24 protein-coding genes are annotated in these 24,860 nt (G+C 61.8%); 14 read left to right on the top strand and 10 right to left on the bottom strand.

Features of this window, described 5'->3' with window-relative positions; all coding sequences use genetic code 11:
* Positions 1 to 675 (bottom strand): SIS domain-containing protein (locus ACR52_RS06405; protein ID WP_048721959.1); only part of this gene is annotated, 675 nt, incomplete at its 3' end.
* Positions 676 to 837: 162 nt separating this feature from the next.
* Positions 838 to 3,711, bottom strand: a complete 2,874-nt coding sequence (locus tag ACR52_RS06400) for a GGDEF domain-containing phosphodiesterase (protein WP_048721956.1) — start codon at positions 3,709 to 3,711, stop codon at positions 838 to 840.
* A 279-nt stretch (positions 3,712 to 3,990) separates the two neighbouring features.
* Between ACR52_RS06400 and uvrD the strand changes: the two genes are divergently transcribed.
* From uvrD to ACR52_RS06385, 3 genes are all read left to right on the top strand, one after another.
* Positions 3,991 to 6,174, top strand: a complete 2,184-nt coding sequence (uvrD, locus tag ACR52_RS06395; RefSeq protein ID WP_048721954.1) for a DNA helicase II — start codon at positions 3,991 to 3,993, stop codon at positions 6,172 to 6,174.
* A 312-nt stretch (positions 6,175 to 6,486) separates the two neighbouring features.
* Complete coding sequence (locus ACR52_RS06390; RefSeq protein WP_048721951.1) at positions 6,487 to 7,356, top strand: Tim44 domain-containing protein; 870 nt, start codon at positions 6,487 to 6,489, stop codon at positions 7,354 to 7,356.
* Positions 7,357 to 7,492: 136 nt separating this feature from the next.
* Positions 7,493 to 7,900 (top strand): SMI1/KNR4 family protein, encoded by a 408-nt coding sequence (locus ACR52_RS06385; protein ID WP_048721948.1) that lies wholly within the window; start codon positions 7,493 to 7,495, stop codon positions 7,898 to 7,900.
* Between the two features lie 204 nt (positions 7,901 to 8,104).
* Here ACR52_RS06385 and ACR52_RS06380 read toward each other — a convergent pair whose 3' ends face one another.
* The gene (locus ACR52_RS06380; protein ID WP_048721945.1) at positions 8,105 to 9,868 is read right to left on the bottom strand and encodes a cation:proton antiporter; all 1,764 of its coding nucleotides are present in this window, start codon (positions 9,866 to 9,868) and stop codon (positions 8,105 to 8,107) included.
* Between the two features lie 291 nt (positions 9,869 to 10,159).
* Here ACR52_RS06380 and ACR52_RS06375 point away from each other — a divergent pair, with 291 nt between their 5' ends.
* Entirely contained in the window at positions 10,160 to 10,642 is a 483-nt protein-coding gene (locus ACR52_RS06375) for an acyl-CoA thioesterase (protein WP_048721943.1), read from the top strand.
* Here the strand turns inward: ACR52_RS06375 and pdxY are convergent, their stop codons facing one another.
* Complete coding sequence (pdxY, locus tag ACR52_RS06370) at positions 10,643 to 11,515, bottom strand: pyridoxal kinase PdxY (RefSeq protein WP_048721942.1); 873 nt, start codon at positions 11,513 to 11,515, stop codon at positions 10,643 to 10,645. It abuts the gene before it with no gap.
* Between the two features lie 117 nt (positions 11,516 to 11,632).
* On the opposite strand from pdxY, the gene ACR52_RS06365 reads away from it, so the two are divergent.
* Positions 11,633 to 12,028 (top strand): DUF3301 domain-containing protein, encoded by a 396-nt coding sequence (locus ACR52_RS06365; protein ID WP_048721939.1) that lies wholly within the window; start codon positions 11,633 to 11,635, stop codon positions 12,026 to 12,028.
* On the opposite strand, the gene ACR52_RS06360 is transcribed toward ACR52_RS06365, so the two are convergent.
* From ACR52_RS06360 to dksA, 4 genes are read right to left on the bottom strand one after another with little or no spacing between them, the layout of a single operon-like run.
* Positions 12,022 to 12,984: a CobW family GTP-binding protein gene (locus ACR52_RS06360; RefSeq protein ID WP_048721936.1), complete on the bottom strand. Its 963-nt coding sequence runs from the start codon at positions 12,982 to 12,984 to the stop codon at positions 12,022 to 12,024. The genes ACR52_RS06365 and ACR52_RS06360 overlap by 7 nt on opposite strands.
* A gap of 44 nt (positions 12,985 to 13,028) precedes the next feature.
* Positions 13,029 to 13,673: a DUF1826 domain-containing protein gene (locus tag ACR52_RS06355; protein WP_048721933.1), complete on the bottom strand. Its 645-nt coding sequence runs from the start codon at positions 13,671 to 13,673 to the stop codon at positions 13,029 to 13,031.
* Entirely contained in the window at positions 13,673 to 14,881 is a 1,209-nt protein-coding gene (gene zigA, locus ACR52_RS06350) for a zinc metallochaperone GTPase ZigA (RefSeq protein ID WP_048721931.1), read from the bottom strand. The genes ACR52_RS06355 and zigA overlap by 1 nt, the downstream gene beginning before the upstream one ends.
* 27 nt (positions 14,882 to 14,908) lie before the next feature.
* Entirely contained in the window at positions 14,909 to 15,313 is a 405-nt protein-coding gene (gene dksA / locus ACR52_RS06345) for an RNA polymerase-binding protein DksA (protein ID WP_048721929.1), read from the bottom strand.
* Positions 15,314 to 15,440: 127 nt separating this feature from the next.
* Here dksA and ACR52_RS06340 point away from each other — a divergent pair, with 127 nt between their 5' ends.
* The gene (locus tag ACR52_RS06340) at positions 15,441 to 15,809 is read left to right on the top strand and encodes a hypothetical protein (protein ID WP_048721926.1); all 369 of its coding nucleotides are present in this window, start codon (positions 15,441 to 15,443) and stop codon (positions 15,807 to 15,809) included.
* On the opposite strand, the gene ACR52_RS06335 is transcribed toward ACR52_RS06340, so the two are convergent.
* Positions 15,806 to 17,008, bottom strand: coding sequence for an N-acetylmuramoyl-L-alanine amidase (locus ACR52_RS06335; protein ID WP_048721923.1), 1,203 nt, complete (start codon positions 17,006 to 17,008; stop codon positions 15,806 to 15,808). The genes ACR52_RS06340 and ACR52_RS06335 overlap by 4 nt on opposite strands.
* 128 nt (positions 17,009 to 17,136) lie before the next feature.
* Here ACR52_RS06335 and folE2 point away from each other — a divergent pair, with 128 nt between their 5' ends.
* Genes folE2 through ACR52_RS06300 form a run of 7 tightly spaced genes read left to right on the top strand, consistent with a single transcriptional unit; the run spans position 17,137 to position 22,768 of the window.
* Complete coding sequence (gene folE2, locus ACR52_RS06330; protein WP_048721921.1) at positions 17,137 to 18,027, top strand: GTP cyclohydrolase FolE2; 891 nt, start codon at positions 17,137 to 17,139, stop codon at positions 18,025 to 18,027.
* Entirely contained in the window at positions 18,024 to 18,692 is a 669-nt protein-coding gene (locus ACR52_RS06325; protein WP_048721919.1) for a metal ABC transporter ATP-binding protein, read from the top strand. The genes folE2 and ACR52_RS06325 overlap by 4 nt, the downstream gene beginning before the upstream one ends.
* Positions 18,692 to 19,558 (top strand): metal ABC transporter permease, encoded by an 867-nt coding sequence (locus ACR52_RS06320; RefSeq protein WP_048721917.1) that lies wholly within the window; start codon positions 18,692 to 18,694, stop codon positions 19,556 to 19,558. Before ACR52_RS06325 ends, ACR52_RS06320 begins: the two co-directional genes overlap by 1 nt.
* Positions 19,559 to 19,569: 11 nt before the next feature.
* Positions 19,570 to 20,448 (top strand): metal ABC transporter substrate-binding protein, encoded by an 879-nt coding sequence (locus ACR52_RS06315; protein WP_048721914.1) that lies wholly within the window; start codon positions 19,570 to 19,572, stop codon positions 20,446 to 20,448.
* On the top strand, positions 20,445 to 20,870 hold the full coding sequence (hisI, locus tag ACR52_RS06310; RefSeq protein ID WP_048721912.1) for a phosphoribosyl-AMP cyclohydrolase: 426 nt from the start codon (positions 20,445 to 20,447) through the stop codon (positions 20,868 to 20,870). The genes ACR52_RS06315 and hisI overlap by 4 nt, the downstream gene beginning before the upstream one ends.
* Positions 20,867 to 21,427, top strand: a complete 561-nt coding sequence (locus ACR52_RS06305) for a gamma carbonic anhydrase family protein (RefSeq protein ID WP_048721911.1) — start codon at positions 20,867 to 20,869, stop codon at positions 21,425 to 21,427. The genes hisI and ACR52_RS06305 overlap by 4 nt, the downstream gene beginning before the upstream one ends.
* A gap of 3 nt (positions 21,428 to 21,430) precedes the next feature.
* Positions 21,431 to 22,768, top strand: coding sequence for a dihydroorotase (locus ACR52_RS06300; RefSeq protein WP_048721908.1), 1,338 nt, complete (start codon positions 21,431 to 21,433; stop codon positions 22,766 to 22,768).
* On the opposite strand, the gene ACR52_RS06295 is transcribed toward ACR52_RS06300, so the two are convergent.
* Positions 22,765 to 23,283: a DUF3617 domain-containing protein gene (locus tag ACR52_RS06295; protein WP_048721905.1), complete on the bottom strand. Its 519-nt coding sequence runs from the start codon at positions 23,281 to 23,283 to the stop codon at positions 22,765 to 22,767. The two genes, ACR52_RS06300 and ACR52_RS06295, sit on opposite strands and share 4 nt — an antisense overlap.
* Before the next feature lie 130 nt (positions 23,284 to 23,413).
* Between ACR52_RS06295 and cls the strand changes: the two genes are divergently transcribed.
* Complete coding sequence (gene cls, locus ACR52_RS06290; protein WP_048721902.1) at positions 23,414 to 24,853, top strand: cardiolipin synthase; 1,440 nt, start codon at positions 23,414 to 23,416, stop codon at positions 24,851 to 24,853.
* Positions 24,854 to 24,860 lie beyond the last annotated feature (7 nt).

Genomic DNA, 24,860 nt, shown 5'->3' with positions numbered 1-24,860 from the left:
GATCGCCAGGTTGACCGTGGACAGCTCCGCCAACGGCGTCTGGCTCGGGCACAGGGTAATCAGCGTGGCGCCGCTTTCACGCACCAGGTTGGCGGTGATCAGCAGGTCTTTGGAGCGGCCGGACTGGGAAATACAAATGGCCACGTCGGTCGGCTTCAAGGTCACGGCCGACATCGCCTGCATGTGCGGATCGCTGTAGGCCGCCGCCGTCAGCAGCAGCCGGAAAAACTTGTGCTGGGCATCCGCCGCTACCGCGCCGGAGGCGCCGAAGCCGTAGAACTCGACGCGCTGGGCCTGAGACATGGCCGTCACGGCCTTTTGCAGCTCCACCGGGTCGAGCTTCTCGCGCACTTCCATCAGCGTGTGCAGGGTGGTGTCGAAGATTTTCAGGCTGTAGTCGGCGACGGAATCGTCTTCGTGAATCGCAAACTGGCCAAAGCTCGCACCGGCGGCCAGGCTTTGCGCCAGCTTGAGTTTCAAGTCCTGGAACCCGGAGCAACCGATGGCGCGGCAAAAACGCACGATGGTCGGCTCGCTGATGCCCACGCTGTGGGCCAGGTCGGCCATGGAACTGTGCATCACGGCCGCAGGGTCAAGCAGCACGTGATCGGCAACCTTGAGTTCCGATTTGCGTAACAGGTGGCGCGACTGGGCGATATGTTGCAACAGGTTCAAAGGGCAGGACTCTTGTTATTGGCAGGTGCCAGGGATGTAGCAAGCTTGTAGTTATACTACAAGAATTGTCGTTTTGCCCATCCGATGCATCAGTAAATCGCCCTGCTGGCCTCTGATTCAAAGGGCAGCCGCCGTGTAGCCATAAAGGCGGCGCGGGCGACACTAAGGAAAATCTGCATTTTTCCGTAACAAATCTGCCAGCCCTTCGGCCTCAATCGGCCGGCTGATCAGGTAGCCCTGCACCTCATCACAGCGCTCCCCGCGCAGGAAATCCAGCTGCTGCTGATCTTCCACACCTTCGGCCACCACCTTGAGCGCCAGCCCGTGGGCCATGGCGATGATTGCCTTGGTGATGGCCGCATCTTCCCGGCCCTGGCCAAGGCCACGGATAAACGTCTGGTCGATCTTCACGTAGTCCACAGGGATGCGCTTGAGGTAACTGAGGGACGAATAGCCGGTGCCGAAGTCGTCGATGGCCAACTTCACGCCCAGGTCGCGCAGTTGCTGGAAGGTGGCGATGATGTGCTCAACGCTGTCGAGTAACTGGCTTTCAGTCAGCTCAAGCTCAAGGTATTGCGGGTCCAGGCCGGTTTCTTCCAACACTTGGCGCACCAGGCTGACCAGCTTGCCCTGGCGCAACTGATGCACCGACAGGTTCACCGACACCCGGATGGGCGCCAGCCCCTGGCGCTGCCACTCGCACGCTTGCCAGCACGCCTGGCGCAGCACGAATTCGCCCAGAGGCACGATCAAGCCGGTCTCTTCGGCCAGGCCGATAAAATCCCCCGGCGGCACCATGCCCCACTGCGGGTGCTCCCAGCGGATCAACGCTTCGGCGGCGTTCAGCTTGCCGGTGGCCAGGCAAAGTTTGGGTTGATAGAAGACCGTAAGCTGACGTTCCTCGATGGCTTTACGCAGATGGTTTTCCAGCTGCAAACGCTCCAGGGTGCTGGCTTGCAGGCTGTCGGTATAGAACTGGAAATTATTCCCGCCCAGATGCTTGGCGTGTTGCATGGCCATGTTCGACTGGCTGACCAACTCGGAAATTTCCCGCGCGTTGTCCGGCAGCAGGCTGACGCCCATCGACGCACTGACCACCAGCTCATGCCCCTCAACCGCCACCGGCACCCGCAGCTTGGCCAGCAGCCGCGTGGCCACCCGCGCCAGGCTCGACAGGTTGCCGTAGGCGTCGAATAGCACGGCGAATTCATCGCCGGAAAGCCGCGCGATGGTGTCGGCTTCCGGCAAGGCATTGATCAGCCGGCGCGCCATTTTCTGCAATAGCTGGTCGGCCACTTCATGGCCCAGGCTGTCGTTGAGCAGTTTGAAACGGTCCAGGTTGATATGCAGCAGCGCCAGGCTGCGGCCGCCCTGGCGTACGCGCTGGTGGGCTTCGCGCAGTCGTTCGCGAAACAGCGAGCGGTTGGCGAGGCCGGTCAATTCGTCGTAGTGAGTGAGGTAGCGCATGCGCTCTTCGGATTCGCGTCGCGCCGAGAGATCGGCGAAGAAACCCACGATATGACTGACTTTTCCACGAACATCCCGCACCACATTCAGTTGCAGCCACTGCGGATAGAGTTCGCCGTTCTTGCGCGTCTCCACCAGCTCGCCCTGCCACGTGCCGTGGCTGAGCAAGGCCTGGCGGATCACCGGGAAGTGGCGGCGCGCATCGCGGCTGCTGGGCAACTCCACAACATTGCGACCAATCATGTCGTCGATTTCAAAACCGGTAACGCGGCTGAAGGCCTGGTTGACGGCAATCAGCATGTAGTCCGGGTCGAGAATCACGATGCCTTCGCTGGCGGCTTCGAAGACCGTCGACGCCAGCCGTTGCTGTTCTTCCAGGGCCTTGCCGGCACTGATGTCGCGACGCGTGCCGAGCATGCGCGTGACGCGCCCGCTGGGCGCACGCTCTACGGCGCGGCCACGGTCTTCGATCCACACCCAGTGCCCATCGCCATGGCGCACCCGGTATTCCACCTGGTAATCCTCGCTGCGGCCCTTGAGATGCTCCACCAGCGCGCGCTTGAGCAAAGGCAAGTCGTCGGGGTGCAGGCGCGGCTTGAGGTGGCTGAGCATCGCCGTGACGTACTCGGGCTCCAGGCCGAACAGTTCTTTAAGCTGGGTGTGGTGGACCTCGTCGGTTTGCAGGTTCCAGTCCCACAGGCCCAGTTCGCTGGCTTGCAGGGCCATCGCCAGGCGCGCTTCACTTTTGTTCAGCGCAAGGCTGGCAGCGTCCAGTTCCTGGCTGCGCTGCGCCACGCGGTCCTGCAGGCCGATCTGGGCGTCGCGCAGCTCTTGTTCAACCTGGCGGCGCTGCTCGACTTCGCGCACCAGGTCCTGGTTCAACTGCTCGCTGCGCTGCTGCGCCTGCTGCAAGTGTTCGATCAACGCCTGGTTCTGGAAGCGCCGCAACAGCCCGCGCTGGATCAGGCGGTTGACCTGCCACGCCACCAGGCTCAAGGACCCCAGCAGGATCAAGCCGAGCACACCCCAGCCTTGCTGCTGCGGCGTGCCGTTCCAGAACAGATAGGCGATGGCCGGCAACAGGCAGGGCAACGTGAATGACAAGAACGCCGGCAGGCTCACGGCATAGGCCACGCTGGCCGACAGCGTCGCGGCGCCGATCAGGCCGAACACCCAGGCCTGTTGCATAAAGCTGTCCACAGGGACCAGGGCGATGGCGGCGGTGGCCAGGGTCAGGCCGCTGACCGCCGAACCGAGCATGAACATACGGCGCCAGATGGGTTGGGCCTGGCGGCTGGGCATGGCCGAATCAAAGGCCGCCACCTGGATTACGCGCAGGGCCACCAGGGCGAGCAGCCACACCAGCCAGATGCTGTCGAGCAGGTATTGCTTGGGGTTCCAGAGCAACCAGGCGCAGACCAGGCCATTCACCAGCATTAATAGAGTCGGCAGCAGCGAGCCCTGATACAGCAGGCGTGTGCGCTCGACCGCCATTTCGGTTGCGTAGTGTTTACGGAGAACCTGCGCGGGCGCCACCGAGGGGCAGAGCAGGTCGGTGCTGAGGGTCATAGGCAATGTTCTTATAATGGTGAGCCTGAAACGTCGACGGAGCATACACAAGCAAGGGCTTGGGCCAAACTGCTCCACGTCATAAAAACGGTAGGAGCATTCATCGCAAACCTTGGCGCCAGACCGCTTCAGCGAGGCAGTGCGCGGCCTGCGCTCCCTGACTGACCGGTCATCAGGCACCGTAGAATGTTTGCCCGGCACAGAGTGCGGCGGATGATTTGCGTCGACCACCCGGCATTGGGATTTGCCCCACTCCCCCGGGGGCCATAGAATGCGCCGATGCGCGATGATCTCTCCCTTTTGCTGAACTCCCTCAACGATGCCCAACGCCAGGCCGTAGCGGCCCCCGTTGGCCGTCAGTTGGTCCTGGCCGGTGCTGGCTCCGGTAAAACCCGAGTGCTGGTGCACCGTATCGCCTGGTTGATCCAGGTCGAGAACGCGTCACCGCATTCCGTCCTGTCGGTGACCTTCACCAACAAGGCCGCTGCCGAGATGCGCCACCGCATCGAGCAGTTGATGGGCATCAGCCCGGCGGGCATGTGGGTGGGCACCTTCCACGGCCTGGCGCACCGCCTGTTGCGGGCGCATTGGCAGGAAGCGGGCCTCGCCCAGACCTTCCAGATCCTCGACAGCGATGACCAGCAACGCCTGGTCAAGCGGGTGATCCGCGAGCTGGGCCTCGACGAACAGCGCTGGCCCGCCCGCCAGGCGCAGTGGTTTATCAACGGCCAGAAAGACGAAGGCCTGCGCCCGCAACATATCCAGGCCAGCGGCGACTTGTTCCTGGCCACCATGCGCAGCATTTATGAAGCGTACGAAGCCGCCTGTGCGCGCGCCGGCGTGATCGACTTCTCCGAACTGCTGCTGCGCGCCCTCGACCTGTGGCGTGACAACCCGGGCTTGCTGGCCCATTACCAGAAACGCTTCCGGCATATCCTGGTGGACGAGTTCCAGGACACCAACGCCGTGCAGTACGCCTGGTTGCGCCTGCTGGCCAAGGGCGGCGACAGCCTGATGGTAGTGGGCGACGATGACCAGTCGATCTACGGCTGGCGTGGCGCGAAAATCGAGAACATCTACCAGTACTCCGAAGACTTCCCGGACGCGGTCACCATCCGCCTGGAGCAGAACTACCGCTCCACCGCCGGTATCCTCAAGGCCGCCAACGCCTTGATCGCCAACAACACCGGGCGCCTGGGCAAAGAGCTGTGGACCGACGGCGGCGAAGGCGAAGCGATCAACCTGTACGCCGCGTTCAACGAGCACGATGAAGCGCGTTATGTAGTGGAAACCATCGAAAGCGCGCTGAAAACCGGCCTGGCACGCAGCGATATCGCGATCCTGTACCGTTCCAACGCCCAATCGCGGGTATTGGAAGAAGCATTGCTGCGCGAGCGCATCCCGTACCGCATTTATGGCGGCCAGCGCTTCTTCGAGCGGGCGGAAATCAAGAACGCCATGGCCTACCTGCGCTTGCTGGAAGGCCGTGGCAACGATGCTGCGCTGGAGCGGGTGATCAATATCCCGGCCCGTGGCATCGGCGAGAAAACCGTTGAAGCAATTCGCGACCATGCGCGCCATGCCGATGTGTCGATGTGGGAAGCCATGCGCTTGCTGATCGCCAATAAAGGCCTGACCGGCCGCGCCGCCGGGGCGTTGGGTGTGTTTGTCGAGTTGATCGAGAACCTGTCCGCCAAGTGCTTGGAGATGCCCCTGCATTTGATGACCCAGACGGTCATCGAGCAATCGGGGCTAATCGCCTATCACGAAGCGGAAAAAGGCGAGAAAGGCCAGGCCCGGGTAGAAAACCTTGAGGAACTGGTGAGCGCTGCCCGCGCGTTCGAAAACACTGAAGAAGACGAAGAGCTGACGCCGCTGGCCGCCTTCCTCGGGCATGCCTCGCTTGAAGCCGGCGATACTCAGGCCGATGAGCATGAAGACAGCGTGCAACTGATGACCTTGCACAGCGCCAAGGGCCTGGAGTTTCCGTATGTGTTCCTGGTGGGCATGGAAGAAGGCCTGTTTCCGCACAAGATGAGCCTGGAAGAACCCGGCCGACTTGAGGAAGAACGCCGCCTGGCCTACGTGGGCATTACCCGGGCAATGCAGAACCTTGTGATGACGTACGCCGAGACCCGACGCCTGTACGGCAGCGAGACCTACAACAAGGTGTCGCGCTTCGTACGTGAAGTACCGAAGGGGCTGATCCAGGAAGTGCGCCTGTCCAATAGCGTCAGCCGTCCGTTCGGCGGTGGCCAGCAGCAGAACTCCAGCAGCATGTTTGCCGGTTCCGAGATTCCGGAGACCCCGTTCAGCCTTGGCCAGCTGGTTAAGCACGCGATCTTCGGCGAAGGGGTTATCCTCAACTTCGAAGGGGCCGGCGCCCAGGCACGGGTGCAGGTGAACTTCGCCGAAGGCAGCAAGTGGCTGATGATGGGTTACGCGAAGCTCGAAGCCGTCTGAAACACTGCGCATGATCGTTCCCATGCTGCCTGATCGTTCCCACGCTCCGCGTGGGAATGCATCTGGTGACGCTCCGCGTCACGGCTTTAAAGAGCGACGCAGAGCGTCTCAGGCGGCATTCCCACGCGAAGCGCGGGAACGATCGGTGGTCCCGCCCTTGTTTTTTAACCGCGCGGGCCAATATCTGTAATACGTCCTACAGACCCTTCAGAATCAGTCTTACGCAAAAGCCCGAAACATTATGTCGCTAGCCACTGTCACGACACCTGTGCAACATGGCGCGCGTGCAATCCACAAATGGGAATTCCCTTTATGAAACGTTTTCTTAGCATCGCCATGGCGTTGTGCATCGGCCTGACGATGAGCATCGACGCCAACGCCAAGCGCTTCGGTGGCGGCAAAAGCTCGGGTGCAGCACCGACTCACCAAACCAGCCAAATGGCTCCATCCGCCGGTGCCGGCGGTGCAGCCGCCACTGCTGGTGCAGCCGGTGCCGCTGGCGCTGCTGCCAAGGCCGGCGGTGCTTCGCGCTGGTTGGGCCCTCTGGCCGGTATCGCGGCCGGTGGCCTGCTCGCTTCCATGTTCATGGGCGGCGGCTTCCAGGGCATGCAGATCTTCGACATCCTGATCATGGCGGTTATCGCCTTCCTGATCTTCCGCTTTATCGCCGCCCGTCGCCGCAAGCAGCAGGAGCACATGGCTCCAGCCGGCGCGCCGATGCAGCGTGAAGTGTTCGAGCAGAAGCCAGCCATGGGTTCGATCTTCGGTGGTTCGGCAGCGCCTGCTGCCGCCCGTCCGGTGATCAACGCGCCGGCCTGGTTCAACGAAGAGCGTTTCGTCGAAGCGGCCCGTAGCCACTTCCAGTCCCTGCAGCAGCACTGGGACGCCAACGAAATGGACAAGATCTCCGAGTTCGTGACCCCGCAACTGCTGGAGTTCCTCAAGCGCGAACGTGCCGACCTGGGCGATGCATTCCAGTCGACCTACATCGACGACCTGCGCGTGCAGCTGGAAGGTGTGGATGATCGCGCCGACAAGACTATCGCCACCCTGACCTTCAGCGGTGTGTCGAAGACCTCGCGTTTCGACCAGGGCGAAGTGTTCAGCGAAAGCTGGAACATGGAACGTCCGCAAGGCGAGAACCAGCCTTGGCTGGTCGCCGGTATCCGTCAGAACGGCTGATACCCGCACGTTTAAGCAAGCGGTAATAAAAAACCCCGGACATGTCCGGGGTTTTCTATTTCACGGTTGCACTTATAGCGAGCTACTGTATAAAACGCCCCTATAAACCGCGCCATCTAGCAAGAGGATCCCGGCCGTGGAAGAAATCATCGAACAATTGCGTGAAGCCAACGAACCGGTCCCGGTTCCTCTGGAGCTGCCTGACGAAGACCAAGTGGTGGAAATCGAGGAGCAACTGTTCATCGACATCCCCTTTGTCTTCCGTGAATTTCTGCTGACCGTCAGCGACGTGGTGTACGGCAGCCTGGAGCCGGTGACCATCACCGACCCACAATCCCACACCTACCTGCCAGACGTGGCCGCCAACGCCTGGGATGCCGGCGTCGACCGCAGCATGATCCCGATCTGCCAGGACGGCGACGATTACTACTGCGTCGAGGAAGACGGCACCGTAGTGCTGTGGTCCGGCGAAGAAGAACTCGTCACCGAAGAAACCTGGGAATCGGTTTGGCACTGGGCGCGGGACGTCTGGCTGGAAAGCTGATACCTGCGTAACAACGCGGGTTCTGGCGAGCGGGCTGTTGTGGCGAGCGAGCTTGCTCGCGCTGGGCTGCGAAGCAGCCCAAAAACCCTCACATCGGCAAGCCTGAAAGAACGCATCGTTCTCAATGGGGCTGCTGCGCAGCCCAGCGCGAGCAAGCTCGCTCGCCACAACAGCTCGCTCGCCACAATGAATGCGCTGCTAGCCTCAGTGCTCCGGCGTATCCTTGTGGTTATCCAGGGTCTCCAGCAAGGCGACCTGCATCCGCGTATGCACGCGGATGAACCATCGCCAGAGCACGGCAGCTACTGCGGCCGTGACAATGGCAATCAGCACCAGCAACTTGTTGGTCGGCAGAATACTGGCCGACAAGGCTGCCAATAGCAGGAAAATCACCAGCAGCGAAAGGACCGGAATCACTTCGGCGATCACCCGTCGCACGCGCTGGGTATGCCGCCCGGCCATCTCCGGCTTCACGCTCATCTCCGCCAGCAACATCGACAGCGCCTTGAGCTTGCGGTACGCCGCAATCAAAAACGGCAGCGACAACAGCAGCGCCCCGCCCCAGATCAACGCCTTCTGCCAGCTTGGATCACTGATCCAGCCCTCCAGGTACCCGCCAATGCGCGCCGCGAAAAAGCTGCCGGTGAAGAATATCGCCACCACCAGCGCCAGGTTCACACCCACTTGCAGGATGATCTTGCGGATCATGGACGCCAGCATCGCGCCCTCACCCTGAGGCTGAATGCTGCGCAGCCATTCACCGTACATGCCGAACACCCGACTCATGCGTTTGGGCATTACCGCCGCGATCTTCAGCGACAGCGGGTCGGCACCACGAATCAGGTAAGGTGTGAGCAACGTAGTGATCGCTGAAACGGCCACCGCCACCGGATAGAGAAAGTCGCTGGTAACCTGCAAGGTCATCCCAAGCGCGGCGATGATGAAGGAAAACTCGCCAATCTGTGACAGCCCCATGCCCACGCGCAGTGAGGTGCGGCCGTCATTGCCGGCGATAAACGCCCCCAGGCCACAGGACAGCATCTTGCCCAGCACCACCGCCACGGTGATCACCGCAATCGGCCAGGCGTATTGCAGCAGGATCTGCGGGTCGATCATCAAGCCAATCGCCACAAAGAAGATTGCGCTGAACATGTCGCGAACTGGCTCGATCAGGCGCTCGATCTTAACCAACTGCCGGGATTCGGCCATGATCGCCCCGATCAGGAACGCCCCCAGCACCATGCTGTATTCCAGCTTCACTACCAGCAGGCAAAAGCCGAAACACAGGCCCAAAACGGTGATCAGCAGCATCTCGTTGCTTTCGAACTTGGCCACATACGCCAGCAAGCGCGGCACCAGCAAAATACCGATCACCAACGCGACAATCATGAACAGCGAGAGCTTGCCGACTGTGGAGAACACCTCACCGGAGCTGACCGTGCCGCTGACGGCGATGCTCGACAGCAAGGCGATGATGCCGATGCCCAAGATGTCTTCCACGATCAGCACGCCGAAAATAAGCTGGGCGAAACGCTGGTTTTTCATCTTCAGGTCATTGAGCGCCTTGACGATGATGGTGGTTGAAGAGATCGCCAGGATCGCGCCGAGGAACAGCGAGTCCATGGTGCTCCAGTCGAACCAGCGGCCGATCTCGTAGCCGATCCAGATCATCAGGATGATTTCCAGGAAAGCCGCGATAAATGCCGTGGCGCCCACCTTGAACAACTTGCGCAGGCTGAACTCCAGGCCCAGGCAGAACATCAGGAAGATCACCCCAAGTTCGGCGAGCGTCTTGATGGTGTCTTCGTCGTGGATCAGGCCGAACGGCGGGGTGTGAGGGCCGATGATGAACCCGGCAACGATGTAACCCAGCACCACCGGCTGCTTGAGGCGGTGAAACAGGATAGTGACAACCCCTGCCACCAGCATGATCACGGCCAAGTCCTGGATAAAGCTGATGGCGTGCATGGCGAGGGGCTCCTTGAGGGTACTGGCGCTTTTCCCACTTCCGCCCGCGCGTCTGAATAGTCGCAAAGGGCGGAAGGAAAAGTCTGCCTAAATCGTAAGAAAGGCCCTGAGACGGGCTTTTGAAGGTTAACACCGCGACTTCCGGCAGAAAGCCGGTGCAATATATGGAAACAGATCGGTCAGGGCGTGACGGCAAGCCGCCCACCGGCGTCCCGTTAGGGATGGCGCTGCAAAGATTTCAGCACCCGCAGAGGTGCCTCCCCAACCAATGCCTACAACCGTGAGTGTGCTATGGAACCCGGAAACGCCCAGCTGTCGATGACGGTACTGATGACCCCTGATATGGCCAACTTCTCAGGCAATGTCCACGGCGGCACCCTGCTCAAGTACCTCGACGAAGTGGCCTACGCCTGCGCCAGCCGTTATGCCGGTCGCTATGTCGTGACGCTGTCGGTCGACCAGGTGATTTTTCGCGAGCCGATCCATGTCGGCGAGCTGGTGACCTTCCTCGCGTCGGTCAACTACACCGGCCACACTTCGATGGAGGTGGGCATCAAGGTGGTGACCGAGAACATCCGCGAACGCTCGGTGCGCCATACCAACAGCTGCTTCTTCACCATGGTGGCCGTGGACGACCAGCGCAAACCCGCCGCCGTTCCGCCGCTGCAACCGCATAACAGCGAGGACAAGCGCCGGTTTGTGCAGGCCCAGCAACGCCGGCAGATCCGCCAGGAGCTGGAGAAGCGCTATCAGGAAATCAAGGCCGACGCCTGATCACAGCCCGATCGGCGTCGCTTCGAAGCGTACGCGCGGATGGGCGATCCGATCCTGGGCGCGCACCAGCTCCAGTTCATAACTGGCGCAGGCCTGGGTCTCCAGCAGCACTTCATGCACCGCCGCCGCAGTGAACTCAAAGGCGGCCAGCAGGCTGTCACCCAGCAACACCCGCGCCAGGAACAGCCCCGAGGTCAGGCCGCCCACGCCCACCGGCTGGCGCGGAAACGCCAGCAGCGGGCGACGCAGGTGCCAGCTGCCTTCGGCGGTCACCAGCAGCATCTCGAAGCCGTCCGGCAGCTTGCCTGGGTAGTCCAGGTGTTTGACCAGCACCGCCTTCGGCCCGCGGGCCAGCAGGGCTTTGGCCATGCCCAGGCAATCGAACAACGATTGCGGCTTGCGCCCGGCAAAGCTGTCCAGCTCCAGCTGGTTGGGGCACAGGAAGTCGGCCATGGCCGCAGCTTCATCCAGCAGGAAATCACTGACTTCCTGCGGCACGATGCAGCCCTTTTCCGGATGGCCCATCACCGGGTCGCACAGGTACAGCGCCTTGGGGTTGGTCGCCTTGATGCGCGCCACGCCGGTGAGGATCGCCCGGCCCTGGGCCGCGCTGCCCAGGTAGCCGGACAGGATGGCGTCGCAGTTGCCCAGTTCACCAATAGCGGCGATGCCTTCCACCAGCGCCGGAATTTGCTGCGGCGCCAACACTTCGCCCGCCCACTGGCCATACTGGGTGTGGTTGGAGAACTGCACCGTGTTGAGCGGCCAGACGTTCACCCCGACCCGCTGCATGGGGAACACGGCGGCGCTGTTTCCGGCGTGGCCAAAGACCACATGAGACTGGATCGCAAGCAGATGAGGTGTGCGTTTCATGCAGGGGATTTCCGTAAAGCCGTTGAAATTCTGGCCGCGCAGTATGCGACTAAACGCAGCCTGTACGACAGACCGGCGACACAGTTAAGCTGCTCTCACTTTGTTGGAGTTTTTCGCATGCTGACCCTGGGAAACATCTTCGTGTTAATGCTGCTGGCGACCGGCGCCGCCTGGGTGTGGCACAACCACGGTCTGCGCGAACGGGCGTTGGAGCGGGTCAAGCAGCATTGCGCCAAGCTCGACATCGAGTTGCTGGATGGCGCCGTGGCGCTCAAGCGCATCGGTTTTGTAAAGGACGCCAACGGCCGGCGGCGCCTGGCGCGTATCTACAATTTCGAGTTCACCGTGACCGGCGAAACCCGCCATCCGGGGACGATCACCCAGTTCGGCGCCCATAGCGCACAGATCGAACTGGCGCCCTACCCCTTCGAAATCAAGACACCGCTGCCCAGTGCCGAGGTGATCGAGCTCAGCCAGTGGCGCCAGGACCACGCCACCAAGACGCGTCACTGACGGCAAGCAGCAAGCGCGGCCTGTAACGCGGCCACGTCCTGTGGTTGGCTGAAGATCAATTCGATACGAGAGTCGCGGCGCCACTCGCTGGGTTGCCAAGCGAGTGGGCTGTTATCCACAGCGTTGGCTGAGACCCAGCCTTCGGCGCTGTGGATAACCAGCTTGGCGCGGCGCCACTCAAGGCTTTCAAGCCACTCACGCAGTCGCTGGGTGTCGAATACCTGACTCGGGTGCCAACGCCAGCCAATACTCCAACCGCCCTCTTGAGCCTGGTTCAGGCAAATCGGCAGCGCGGGATCGCTCCAGATCGCCGGCATCTGCGCCAAGCCTTTGGGCTCGTCGAAGTTATCCACAGCCGCGCCCGCGTGCGCATTGAAGCCTGGCAACTGATTGAGGGGCAGCTGCGCCTGGCGGGTCCAATACAACGGGCAATCGGGCAACTGCCGTTCGATAGCCTGGCGCTGCGCCGTATCCAGCGCCTCATCCTTGTTAAGCACCAGCAAACCGGCACTGGCTAGCGCTTCCCGCTGCGCGTCAGGCAAGGGTTTGCCCGCCGCCAGGGCTTGCGCATCCAGCACCAGCACGCAGGGCTGAACCGCCAGCACGTTTTGCCACGGCGCATCACGCAATTGCTTGAGCAACTGCGCCGGGTGGCCGAGGCCCGAGGGCTCGATAAACAAACGATTCGGCTTGGCCTTACGCAGCAGGCGGCCCAGGCCTACCTGGAACGGTGCGCCATTCACACAGCACAGGCAGCCACCCGCCACTTCGCCCAGCGCAATGCCGTCGTCGTCCTGAGTGAGTAAGGCCGCATCCAGGCCGATCTGCCCGAACTCGTTGATCAACACCGCCCAGCGCTCGTTGGCCGGGCGTTGGGCGAGCAGGTGCTTGATCAGGCTGGTCTTGCCGGCGCCCAAGGGCCCGGCAATCACATGGGTGGGAATGTTCTGCAGCATGAGGGGCATCATTCGGACCGTGTAGAGAGCTTGATCCTACCCGGTTATGCCAGCCAATCCAGCGTCAGGATCAATCGTCGTTCATCCGCCTTCAAGGCAGGCGAGCGGTGAATCAGGCCATGACCTTCATTACCGTGCCACTTTGTCCCCTTGAGCAGCGCCACTTCACCGCACTGGATCTGCTCGATGCGCTCGGTAGGTTCGGCGTCCGGCTGGCTCAGCTTGCGCCGGTCCATCACGCCTTCGCGCAACCACTGGCTGCCGACGCCGGCATAGGTGGTGATCAGCCGCACAGGCACATGGTCGACGTGAAAACGCGGGCACATGGCCTTGTCCAACAGCCGCAAACGCACGCCGATGCGCTTGGCGCCAAGCAAACACGCGAAGGCGCTGATCAGCCATGACACATCGGTGATAAAACCTTCGTAGCCCTCAAGGTCGCGGCAACGTGACGCCAAACCCTGCATGTTCGGCTCAGCGTCTTCGCTGTTGAGCTCGATGACCAAAGACTCGGCCAGCGGCTCGTTGAGCGCCACCAGCAGGGCGCCGAATTCGGCGATATGCAGCGGCAGTTGGCGCTGCCACAACGCCAGGTTGATGCCGTCTTCGAGGATATCGGACAGGGCCAGCGGGGTTTCACCGCAGGTCTGGCGAATCACGTGACGCAGGGGGATGACCGGCGCCAGCATCAGGCGGCTGCCTCTTCATACCAAGGGCCAAAAGGGTCGGCCAGCAGGCGCCAGCCATCGACGCCCAAGGCCATTTCTTCATCGCTGAGCAGGCAGGCGTCCAGTTCGGCACGCATCAGCGCGAAGTCGATGTTCTGCCCGATAAACACCAGTTCCTGGCGGCAATCGCCGGTGCTTAATTGCCAGTTGCCCATGATCGCCGCGACGCTTTCTTCGTCCTGGGGCCACTGACTTTTCGGTACAAAGCGCCACCAGCGCCCGGCAAATCCATGGCGCATCAGGCCACCAGCCTGGGACCAACTGCCGGCGTCCTGGTGCTTGCTGGCCAGCCAGAAAAAGCCCTTGGAACGCAGCAGTTTGCCGTTCACCCACGGGCGGTCGATAAAGTCGAAAAACCGCTGCGGATGGAACGGGCGCCGCGCGCGATAGGCGGTGGACGCGATGCCATATTCTTCGGTTTCCGGCACATGCTCACCGCGCAACTCCTGCAACCAGCCTGGAGCCTGCGCGGCGCGTTCGAAGTCGAAGCGGCCGGTATTGAGGATCTTGTTCAGCGGTACTTCACCCATGACCATCGGGATGATTTCCGCCTGGGCATTCAGGCGCTCCAGGATCGCCATCAGTTCCTCGCGTTCATGACTGCTGATCAGGTCGATCTTGCTGATCAGGATCACGTCGGCGAATTCGATCTGCTCGATCAACAGGTCAGTGATCGAGCGCTCATCTTCTTCACCGAGGGTTTCACCCCGTGACGCCAGGCTTTCGGCGGCCTGGTAGTCGAGCAGGAAGTTCATGCCGTCGACCACGGTGACCATGGTGTCGAGTCGCGCGATATCCGCCAGGCTCTGCTCGTTTTCGTCGCGAAAGGTGAAGGTTTCGGCCACGGGCAAGGGTTCGGAAATGCCGGTGGATTCGATCAGCAGGTAATCGAACCGACCTTCCCTGGCGAGCTTTCCGACTTCTATAAGCAAGTCTTCACGCAAGGTGCAGCAGATGCAGCCGTTGCTCATCTCCACCAGTTTTTCTTCGGCGCGGTTGAGGGTGACGTCACGCTGGACCTCGCCGCCATCAATGTTGATTTCACTCATGTCGTTGACGATCACCGCTACCCGCAGGTTGTCGCGGTTGCGCAGGACATAGTTGAGCAGCGTGCTTTTACCGGCGCCGAGAAAGCCGGACAACACGGTAACGGGGAGACGATTGGGCATCAGGTATTCCTCATCAGGGGTGGCCGGTCAACTCGCCCGTTTATGGCGTTCGCGCAGCTCTTCACGTTCTTTGGCTTCGATACACAGGGTGGCGGTGGGGCGCAGTAACAGACGTTGCAGGCCGATGGGCTCGCCGGTTTCGCGGCACCATCCGTATTCACCCCGGGCCAGCAACTCCAGGGCGTCGTCGATCTTGTCCAACAGCTTTTTTTCCCGCTCAAGCAGGCGCAGTTGCCATTGGCGCTGTTCTTCGGCGCTGCCCACATCCGCCGGATCGCTGTTGGGCTCCTGCTCGCGCAGCACCTGGAACTCGGCGTCGATACGCGCTTGCAGCTCATTGCGCTGGGCCAGCAACAGCGCGCGGAAAAACCCTCGTTGGGTTTCGTTCATGTAATCGACGGGCGGTTGGGCGAGGAGGTCTTGTTCAGTCATGGAGAGCGGTTCACGGGTCAGGCTGTTTTTTAATGTTATAGTATAACAATACAAATAAGCCAACCTTCCCTTGCTCGTCACGACAAAGGGCGCAATGCTTGATCACTTCCCTGCCCCGAGAAGCCCTATGAAATACCTGTTGTGCGCCCTGTTATTGGCAGCGGCAGGACCTGCCTGCGCCCAAGTACCAAGCCCGCTGGCGCACTGCACGCGCAGCGCCAACCTGCTGGCCTGCGTGGACCCGCTGGGCAATGCCTACAGCGTGGCGACCGTCGGCAGCACCACGTATTTGCGCGGCTTCGAGGTGATCGGCAAACGCTATTGGGCTCAAACCAACAGCCGCTATGGGCAGCTGACGTTCTTTACGGGTTTGGCCTCGGACGGTGAGGCGTGGGTCGGCTACACGCGGCGTGTGGGCTGGACCACGATTAACCGGTTTTCCAGTTCGGGTGGGGCCAGCGCCAAGTTCACCTGCAGCCGCATCAACGGTTGTTAAACCTGGCCGTTCTTCTGTTCCTGCACCCATGCCATGTAGCTATTCATCGGTGGGTTCTTCTGGAAATATTTTTTCAGGCCCTCGAACAGGCCATCTGCAACGGCTTGCTGATGACGCGCGGTGACCAGCCGCACGCTGTCCCTGGCGTTGGAGATAAACCCGGTTTCCACCAGGATCGACGGCACATCCGGTGACTTGAGCACCGCAAACCCCGCTTGCTCCACACGTTTCTGATGCAGTGAGGTAATGCCTTCCAGGCTGCCCAGAATAGAGCTGCCCAGTTGCAGGCTGGAGGCGATGGTAGCGTTCATCGACATGTCGAGAATCACCCCGGCCAGCATCGGATCCTTGTCCTTAAGGTTCAGCAGGCTGGTGGCGCCCAGCAGGTCGGCGCCGTTTTCCCGTTGCGCCATAAAGCGCGCGGTGGCCGACGTTGCGCCGCCTTCGGACAAGGCATACACCGAAGCACCCGACGCAGTGACCCGTGGCGCCGCATCCGCATGCACCGAGATAAACATGTCGGCGTTGTGCTTGTGGGCGATCTCCACACGCTTGCGCAGCGGTACGAAGAAGTCGTCGTTGCGCACCAGTTTCACGTCAAAGCCCTTCTCGCGCTTCAAGCGTTTGGCGAGCAGTTGGGCGATCGATAACACCACGTCTTTTTCGCGCTGGCCCTTGGAACCGACTGCGCCAGGGTCCTTGCCGCCATGCCCGGGATCGACCACCACGACGATGTCGCGCTTGGGGTGCGCCTTGTCCACAGCAGGTGTGGGTTCAGCCGCGATTTGACGAGGCACCTGAGTGGCGCTGGTGAGATCAAGCACCAGGCGATGGCCCTGACCATCCTGGGGCGGCAGTAGAAAGCTGTTGAGCTGCATCGGCGCTGCCAGGTCCAGCACGATCCGCGTGTCGTCCTTGCCGAAGTGCCCCGAGCGAATCGCGGTGATCCCGCTGTTCTTCAAGGCCAACTGAGAAAAGTCCCCACTGAGGCCGGCGCCGCTCAGGTCGATGATCAGGCGGTCCGGCGCGGCCAGGGAAAAGGTCTTGTATTGCACCGGGCCACTGAGGTCGAACACAAGCCGCAGTTTGTCGTCCGAGCGCCACAGGCGGGCATTGCGAATCTGCGTGGCCGACGCGGCGAAAGGCAGGGTGAACAGGGGGCTGGCCAGGAGCAGGTTGAGGAGCTGACGTCTGTGCATGACATATACCGCAAATAAAGGAGCGTCCCTGCTCGACATGACTGAACAAAGGCAGGAGCAGAAAATTCATCGTCGGCTCAATAGTTATAATATAACATGTCTTTTTGTTGCCAACGATGGACTTGCTTATGAACGCGCTGACTCTGCCGGATATCGCCGCGCAGGCTTCACGCCAAGCCTTGCCGCTCGACTGGGTGGGCATGTGCGGCATTGCCCTGCCCATCTTTCTCGACGGTCAACGCCTGACCGCGACCGCCGACGCCGGGGTCAGCCTGGACGATGGCGCGGCCCGTGGCATTCATATGTCACGCCTGTACCTGGCGCTGGAGATGCTCGACCAGCAGCCCCTTACTCCGGCACTTCTGCGTAATGTACTGCAGCGTTTTCTCGACAGTCATGAAGGTTTATCTAATAACGCCTACCTGCGCATCCACACCGATTTGCTGCTGAAACGCCCGGCGTTGGTCAGTCCTTTAGCGGGCTGGAAGGGCTACCCGGTGAGCATTGAAGCGCGCCTGGAAAACCAGATGTTCCACGTGGAACTAAAAATTGACGTTACCTACTCCTCAACCTGCCCTTGCTCCGCTGCCCTCGCCAGGCAGTTGATTCAGCAGCAATTCCTCCAAGACTTCGGCAACACACCGTTGCAACACGAAGATGTGCTGACCTGGCTCGGCAGCGCCAACGGTATCGTCGCCACGCCCCACAGCCAGCGCAGCAGCGCGCAGCTGCACATCCAGGTGCAAGGCGAACAGCTGGCATTGGCTGAGCTGATCGACAAAGTCGAAGCCGCCCTAGGCACCGCTGTGCAAACCGCCGTGAAACGTGCGGACGAACAAGCCTTCGCCCTCGCCAACGGGCAGAACCTGATGTTCTGCGAAGACGCCGCCCGCCGTCTGAACCTCGCCTTGAAGCGCTCGGATGCCGTCAAAGCCTTCCACCTCAAAGTGATCCACGCCGAAAGCCTGCACGCGCACGATGCCGTGGCTGAAAGCCGCTGGACGAGAGACTCTGCATGATCACCTGCAACGCTTTGCGCTGGGGCGCTCCCGGCCAGCCGCTGACCCCCGCTGTGGATTTCACCCTGGGAAAAGGCAGCCTCACCGGTGTCATCGGCGCCAACGGTTGCGGCAAGAGCAGCCTGCTGAAAGTCATCGCGGGCCTGCAAAAACCGCTGGCGGGCAACGTGAGCGTGGATGTTCCACGTCGTGGCGGCCTGTCGTTCCTGCCCCAGCAACAACACCTCGACCGCCAGTTTCCCATCAGCCTGCAAGAGCTGGTCGCCGCCGGTTTCTGGGGCACCAAGCTGACCCCGCAACAACGTAGCCAGCGCCTGCAAGCGGTACTGGAAGACTGGTGCCTCAGTGGCCTGGAGCATCGCCCGTTGATGGCCTTGTCCGGCGGTGAACTGCAACGCGCCCTGCTCGCCCGCATGAGCTTGGCCGAAGCGCCGGTGTTGCTGCTTGACGAACCCCACGCCGCCCTCGACGAAGAAGGCCAGGCGCTGTGCTGGAAACACATCCATGCCTGGCACGCTGAAGGCCGCACGTTGGTCGTGGTCTGTCATGACCTGTCATCCGTGCGTCAACACACCGAGCAGGTCGTGCAGATCAAAAGCAGCGGCTGCCTGTTCGGCCCCAGTAAAGAACTGATCCGCCCGCAACCCCACATGCAGGTGGCCTGATGCACTTCGCCAGCCACCTGTATATGCCCTTTGTAGACTTCGTCTTCATGCGCCGCGCGCTGATCGGCGGGCTGGTACTCGCCTGCAGCACCGCACCGCTGGGCGTGTTTCTGATTCTGCGCCGCATGAGCCTGATCGGTGACGCCGTGGCCCACGGCATCTTGCCCGGCGCAGCCCTGGGCTTCTGGTTCGCCGGGCTGAGCCTGCCCGCGCTGACTATCGGCGGCCTCGGCGCCGGCCTGAGCATGGCCGGGCTGGCGGCGTGGATCACCCGACGCACCGGCCTGCGCGAAGACGCCAGCCTCGCCGCCATCTACCCCATCTCCCTCGCCGCTGGCGTGCTGATCCTGGGCCTCGCCGGCAAGCGCCTGGACCTTTTGCACCTGCTGTTCGGCTCCGCCCTGGCGGTCGACGAAACCACGCTGACCGGCATGCTCTGGGTCTCCGGCTTCAGCCTGATCGCCATGGCACTGATCTACAAACCGCTGCTACTGGACACCCTCGACCCGCTGTTCCTGCAAACCGTCAGCCGTCTCGGCCCGCTTGCCCATGGGCTGTTCCTGACCCTGGTGGTGCTGAACCTGGTGATTGGTTTCCAGGCCATCGGCGCGTTGATGGTGGTGGGTTTGATGATGTTGCCGGCGATCGCTTCACGTTTCTGGAGCCGGCGCCTGCCGGTGTTGATCGCAGTATCGGCGGTGCTGGGATGCCTGTCGGTGTGGTTGGGTTTGTTGCTGTCGTTCTACTACTCGCTGCCCAGCGGCCCGGCGATTGTGCTGGTGGCTGGCGGTGGGTACCTGCTGTCCGTGGTCTTCGGTCCGGTGCACGGCTTGCTGCGCCGCCCGCCTTTGCTGTCATCCCAATGAGGTGTTTCCCGATGCGCGCTCTATTCGTGCTGTTCAGTCTCGTGCTGTCGTTATCGACGGCCCAGGCCGCAGACAAACTCCAGGTAGTCACCAGTTTCAGCATTCTCGATGACATCACCCACCAGATCGGTGGCGATCACATCCAGATCAGCAACATGGTCGGCCCGGACGCCGATGCCCATACCTACGAGCCCACACCGGACGACGCCAAGGCGCTGCTCAAGGCCAAGGTGATCATCAAGAATGGCCTCGGTTTCGAGCCCTGGCTGGACCGCCTGGTGACCAGCACCGAAACCAAGGCCACCGTGGTCACCGCCAGCAAAGGCGTGATCTCCCACACCATGGACGAAGACGGTGAAACCATCCCCGACCCGCACGCCTGGCACAACCTGGCCAACGCCGAAATCTATGTGAACAACATCACCAAGGCACTGGTGGCGGCCGACCCGGCCAACAAGGCTGACTACCTGCGCAACAGCCAGGCCTACCTGAAAGACATCTACCGCTTGCTGGCCGAAGCCAAGGCCAAGTTTGGCGCGCTGCCACCGGGCAACCGCCGCATCGTCACCTCCCACGACGCCTTCGGCTACCTGGGCCAGGCCTATGGCATCCAGTTCCTCGCGCCACAAGGTTTGTCCACCGAACGCGAACCGTCCGCCGCCGAAGTCGCCGCGCTGATCACCCAGATCCGCAAGGACAAGGTCAAAGCCGTGTTCATGGAAAACATCAAAGACTCACGCCTGCTCAAGCAGATCGCTGACGAAAGCGGCGCGCAGATCGGCGGCACGCTGTACTCCGACGCCCTCGCCGCAGAAGGCCCGGCCAGCACCTTTACCGGGTTGTTCGAATACAACCTCAACACCTTGTGCGCGGCCCTGAGCAAGCCATGAGGTTGAGCATGCTGGACCTGGAAGAGGCTGCCGTCGGCAGCCGCTTTCCCCTGGAACCGGTACTCAACGCGCTGCCGTGGAACAGCGATGGCCTGATCGCCGCCATCGCCCAACAACACGGCAGCGGTGAAGTACTGATGCTGGCCTGGATGAACCGCCAGGCCCTTAACGAGACCCTGGCCACAGGACAGGCCTGCTACTGGTCGCGCTCGCGCCAGCGGCTGTGGCGCAAAGGCGAAAGCTCCGGCCACTGGCAACAGCTGGTCGAAGCGCGCCTGGATTGCGACGGCGATGCGGTGCTGCTGATCGTCGACCAGCAAGGACCAGCCTGCCACACCGGCCGGCCCACCTGCTTCTACAACGCCATCGATGGCGACCAGGTCCACATCATTACCGCGCCTCTCAAGGAGCCCACTGAATGATCCGCAAGAACCCTTCCGGCGATCTGCCGGTAATCGCCGAATCGGCCTACGTCGACAAGACCGCCATCATCTGCGGCAAAGTCATCATCGGCGAGAACGTTTTCGTCGGCCCCTACGCCGTGATCCGCGCCGACGAGGTGGACGCCAGCGGCGCCATGGATCCGATCACCATCGGCGCCAATTCGAATATCCAGGACGGCGTGGTCATCCACTCCAAGTCCGGTGCCGCCGTGACCATCGGCGAGTTCACCTCCATCGCCCACCGCTCCATCGTCCACGGCCCCTGCTCTGTCGGCGACCGCGTCTTCATCGGCTTCAACAGCGTGCTGTTCAACTGCGCGGTGGGCGATGGCTGCGTGGTGCGCCACAACTCGGTGGTCGACGGCCGCGATTTGCCCGCCGCGTTCTACGTGCCCTCCACCACCCGCATCGGGCCCAATACCGACCTGTCGCAATTCCCGCCGGTGAGCGTCAGCGCCTCGGAGTTTTCCGAAGACGTGGCGCGCACCAATGTCGACCTGGTCCGCGGCTACAAAGCCCTGCAGAACGAGTTCTGAACCATGAGCCGCCTGCTGATTCGCAACGCTCGCCTGGTCAACGAAGGCCAGGTATTCGACGCCGATGTGCTGGTTGCCAATGGCCGTATCGAGAAGATCGCCAGCAGCATTGAAGGGCACAACGCGCCCGTGGAAATCGACGCCCGGGGCCAGTGGTTACTGCCCGGAATGATCGACGACCAGGTGCACTTTCGCGAACCCGGCGCACCGGACAAAGGCAGCTTCTACAGCGAGTCCCGCGCGGCGGTGGCCGGCGGCATCACCAGCTTCATGGACATGCCCAACACCCAACCGGCAACCCTGAACCTGGATGCGCTGGCCGACAAAAAACGCCGTGCCGCCCTGCACTCGGTCGCAAACTACGGTTTTCACTTCGGCGTCAGCAACGACAACCTGGATACCGTCGCCGCCCTCGACCCGCGCGAAGTGGCTGGGGTCAAAGTGTTCATGGGCGCCTCCACCGGCAACATGCTGGTGGACGACCCGCGCATCCTGGAGCGCCTGTTCGCCGAAGTGCCGACCATCCTGCTGGCACACTGCGAACACACGCCCAGCATCCTGGCCAACGAACAGCGTCTGCGCGAGCGTTTCGGCGACAACATCCCCGCCGTCGCCCACCCACTGATCCGGGACGCCGAGGCGTGTTATCGCTCCTCGTCATTAGCCGTGGAATTGGCCAAGCGCCACGGCACGCGCCTGCACGTGCTGCACCTGACCAGCGCCCGCGAATTGGTGTTGTTCGAGGACAAGCCCCTGGCGCAAAAGCGCATCACGGCAGAAGTCTGTGTGCACCACTTGCTGTTTGATGACCGCGACTATCACCGCCTCGGCCACCAGATCAAATGCAACCCGGCAATCAAGACGCGCGCCGACCGCGACGCCCTGCGCCAGGCCTTGCTGAGTGATCGTCTGGATGTGATTGGCACGGACCATGCGCCGCATACCTGGGCGCAAAAGCAGCTGGGGTATCGCGAAGCACCGTCGGGATTGCCCCTGGTGCAACACGCACTGCCGGCGTTGCTGGAGCTGGTGGCGGATGGGCTGTTGCCCCTGACCACCCTGGTGGCGAAAACCAGTCACCGTGTGGCGGACCTGTTCGCCATCCCGGACCGGGGTTACCTGCGCGAAGGCTATTGGGCCGACCTGGTGCTAATCAAGCCTGCGCCTGCGGGCAAGCCGGTCAGCAGCCAGCCGATCCTGGCCCGCTGCGGCTGGACCCCGTTTGCCGAACGCAGTTTCCGCCACAGCATCAGCACCACACTGGTCTCCGGCCACCTGGCGTGGCACAACGGCCAGGTGGTCGACAGTTGTCAGGGTTTGCCGCTGCATTTTCTGCGTTAAGCGCGGGGTTTGACCGTACCGCAATTGTTGCCCAGCCACTGGGCATGGGTATCGAGGCTGCCGTTCTGCTGGATGCCGGTGGCGTTGAAGGTGCCGGTTACCGTGGTGGTGAATTCCTTCTGGCTCTGGAAGGTCGCGACACCCGTGCCCTGGGCTTTCGGGCAGCTGAAACGGAATTTCCACTGGTTACCGGTCTTGTCCGTCACTTCCTGTTTGCAGCCAGAGCGTGGGTCGGTCAGGGGGATTGAGTCAGAGGCTACCTGCTCCGGCGTCAGGCACACCTGAACGCCTTTGCCGCCCATGGTGACGCCCTGCTTTTCAAGCATGGCTTTCTGTTCAGGGGTCATCAGTTGCTTGAATTGGCCGAGAATCAACGACGGGTCAAAGTCCTGTCCATCGACTTTCATTTTACTGCTGGTCAACTCCCACAACCCCGGCGCCAGCATCTGCGCCTGTGCCGCCATGGGCAGCGACAAACCAACAACCATGGCCAAACCTAGCAGACGAGCATTCATCGAGTAACTCCTGAGCAATTGTGGGCGTTAGACGCCGTAAAAGCGCCAGTGTTGCACGGCAAATAAAATAGCGACATTCACCGTCGAACATGGTCTGTTACGCACAGGATTGTCTGGAGTTATGTCGTCCATGGATTTTTTTGGCCCGCACCTGCTCGCCTACTTCATCGCCTCGCTGCACTTTCTCGGGAGCCTCGCCGCGATCCACGCGGTGCTGACCGTCAGGACCGCCCAAGGCTCGATTGCCTGGGCCTTATCGCTGATGTTCATGCCCTACCTGACGTTGATTCCCTACCTGGTTTTCGGCCGCAGTACCTTCGACGCGTACATCCAGGCGCGCCGCCAGGCCAACCAGGAAATGCACACCGCCATCACCGCGCTGAACTGGCGCCCTTGGGTCGAGGAAGCCCTCGCCGCGCGAAACTCCAGCGCCTACGCCTCCCTGCGCGCCATGCCCAAACTCGGCCGCATGCCGTGCCTGGCGAACAATGAGGTGCGCCTGCTGATCAATGGCGATGCCACGTTCAGCGCTATCTTCGAGGCCATTCGCGGTGCGAAAACCGCCGTGCTGTTCCAGTTCTTCATCATTCATGACGACGAACTGGGCCGCGAACTGCATGCCTTGCTCAAGGAAAAGGCCGCCGAAGGCGTAGACATTCATGTGCTCTACGACCGCATCGGCAGCCACGCCCTGCCCTACCGTTATGCGCAATCGCTGCGCGACGCCGGGGTAAAGGTCAAGGCGTTCGCCACCCGCAGCGGCTGGCTCAACCGGTTCCAGGTCAACTTCCGCAACCACCGCAAGATCGTGGTGGTGGATGGCATCACCGGGTTCGTCGGCGGGCATAACGTCGGTGATGAATACCTGGGCAAAAAACCACCGCTGGCGCCGTGGCGTGATACCCATGTGCAAGTCACCGGCCCGGTGGTGGCGTGCCTGCAGGAATCGTTTGCCGAGGACTGGTTCTGGGCCGCGCGGGAGTTGCCGCCGCTGATCCTGCCTGACACTTACCCCGAAGACGGTGTGCTCTGCCAATTGCTCGCCAGCGGCCCGGCCGATCCGTATGAAACCTGCTCATTGTTTTTCGTCGAGGCCATCCACGCGGCGACCGAGCGCGTGTGGATCACCAGCCCATATTTCGTCCCCGACGAAGCCGTGTTTGCCGCCCTGCGCCTGGCGGTCCTGCGTGGGGTAGACGTGCGCCTGCTGCTGCCGTCGCGCCCAGACCACCGCATCGTCTACGCCGCCTCCAGCCTTTATGCAATCGAAGCGGTACGCGCCGGGGTGCGTGTGTTCCGCTACAAGCCCGGTTTCCTGCATCAGAAAGTGGTGCTGGTGGACAGCGAAATCAGCGCCATCGGCAGTGCGAATATGGACAACCGCTCGTTCCGGCTGAACTTCGAAGTGATGCTGCTGACCGTCGACGAAGCCTTCGCCAAGGAAGTGGAGCAGATGTTGCTGGCTGACTTCGCCCTGGCGCATGAAGTCAGCCAGGCAGAAAGCCGCGAAACCCGCCGGCTTCAACAGCTGGGCATGCGGGTTGCGCGGCTTATTTCACCGATCCTCTAAGAAGCGA

The sequence above is a fragment of the Pseudomonas fildesensis genome, from assembly GCF_001050345.1.
Classification (GTDB): Bacteria; Pseudomonadota; Gammaproteobacteria; order Pseudomonadales; family Pseudomonadaceae; genus Aquipseudomonas; species Aquipseudomonas fildesensis.
Note: the sequence above shows the minus strand (reverse complement) of the source record. Positions and strands in the feature narration are given on the sequence as shown.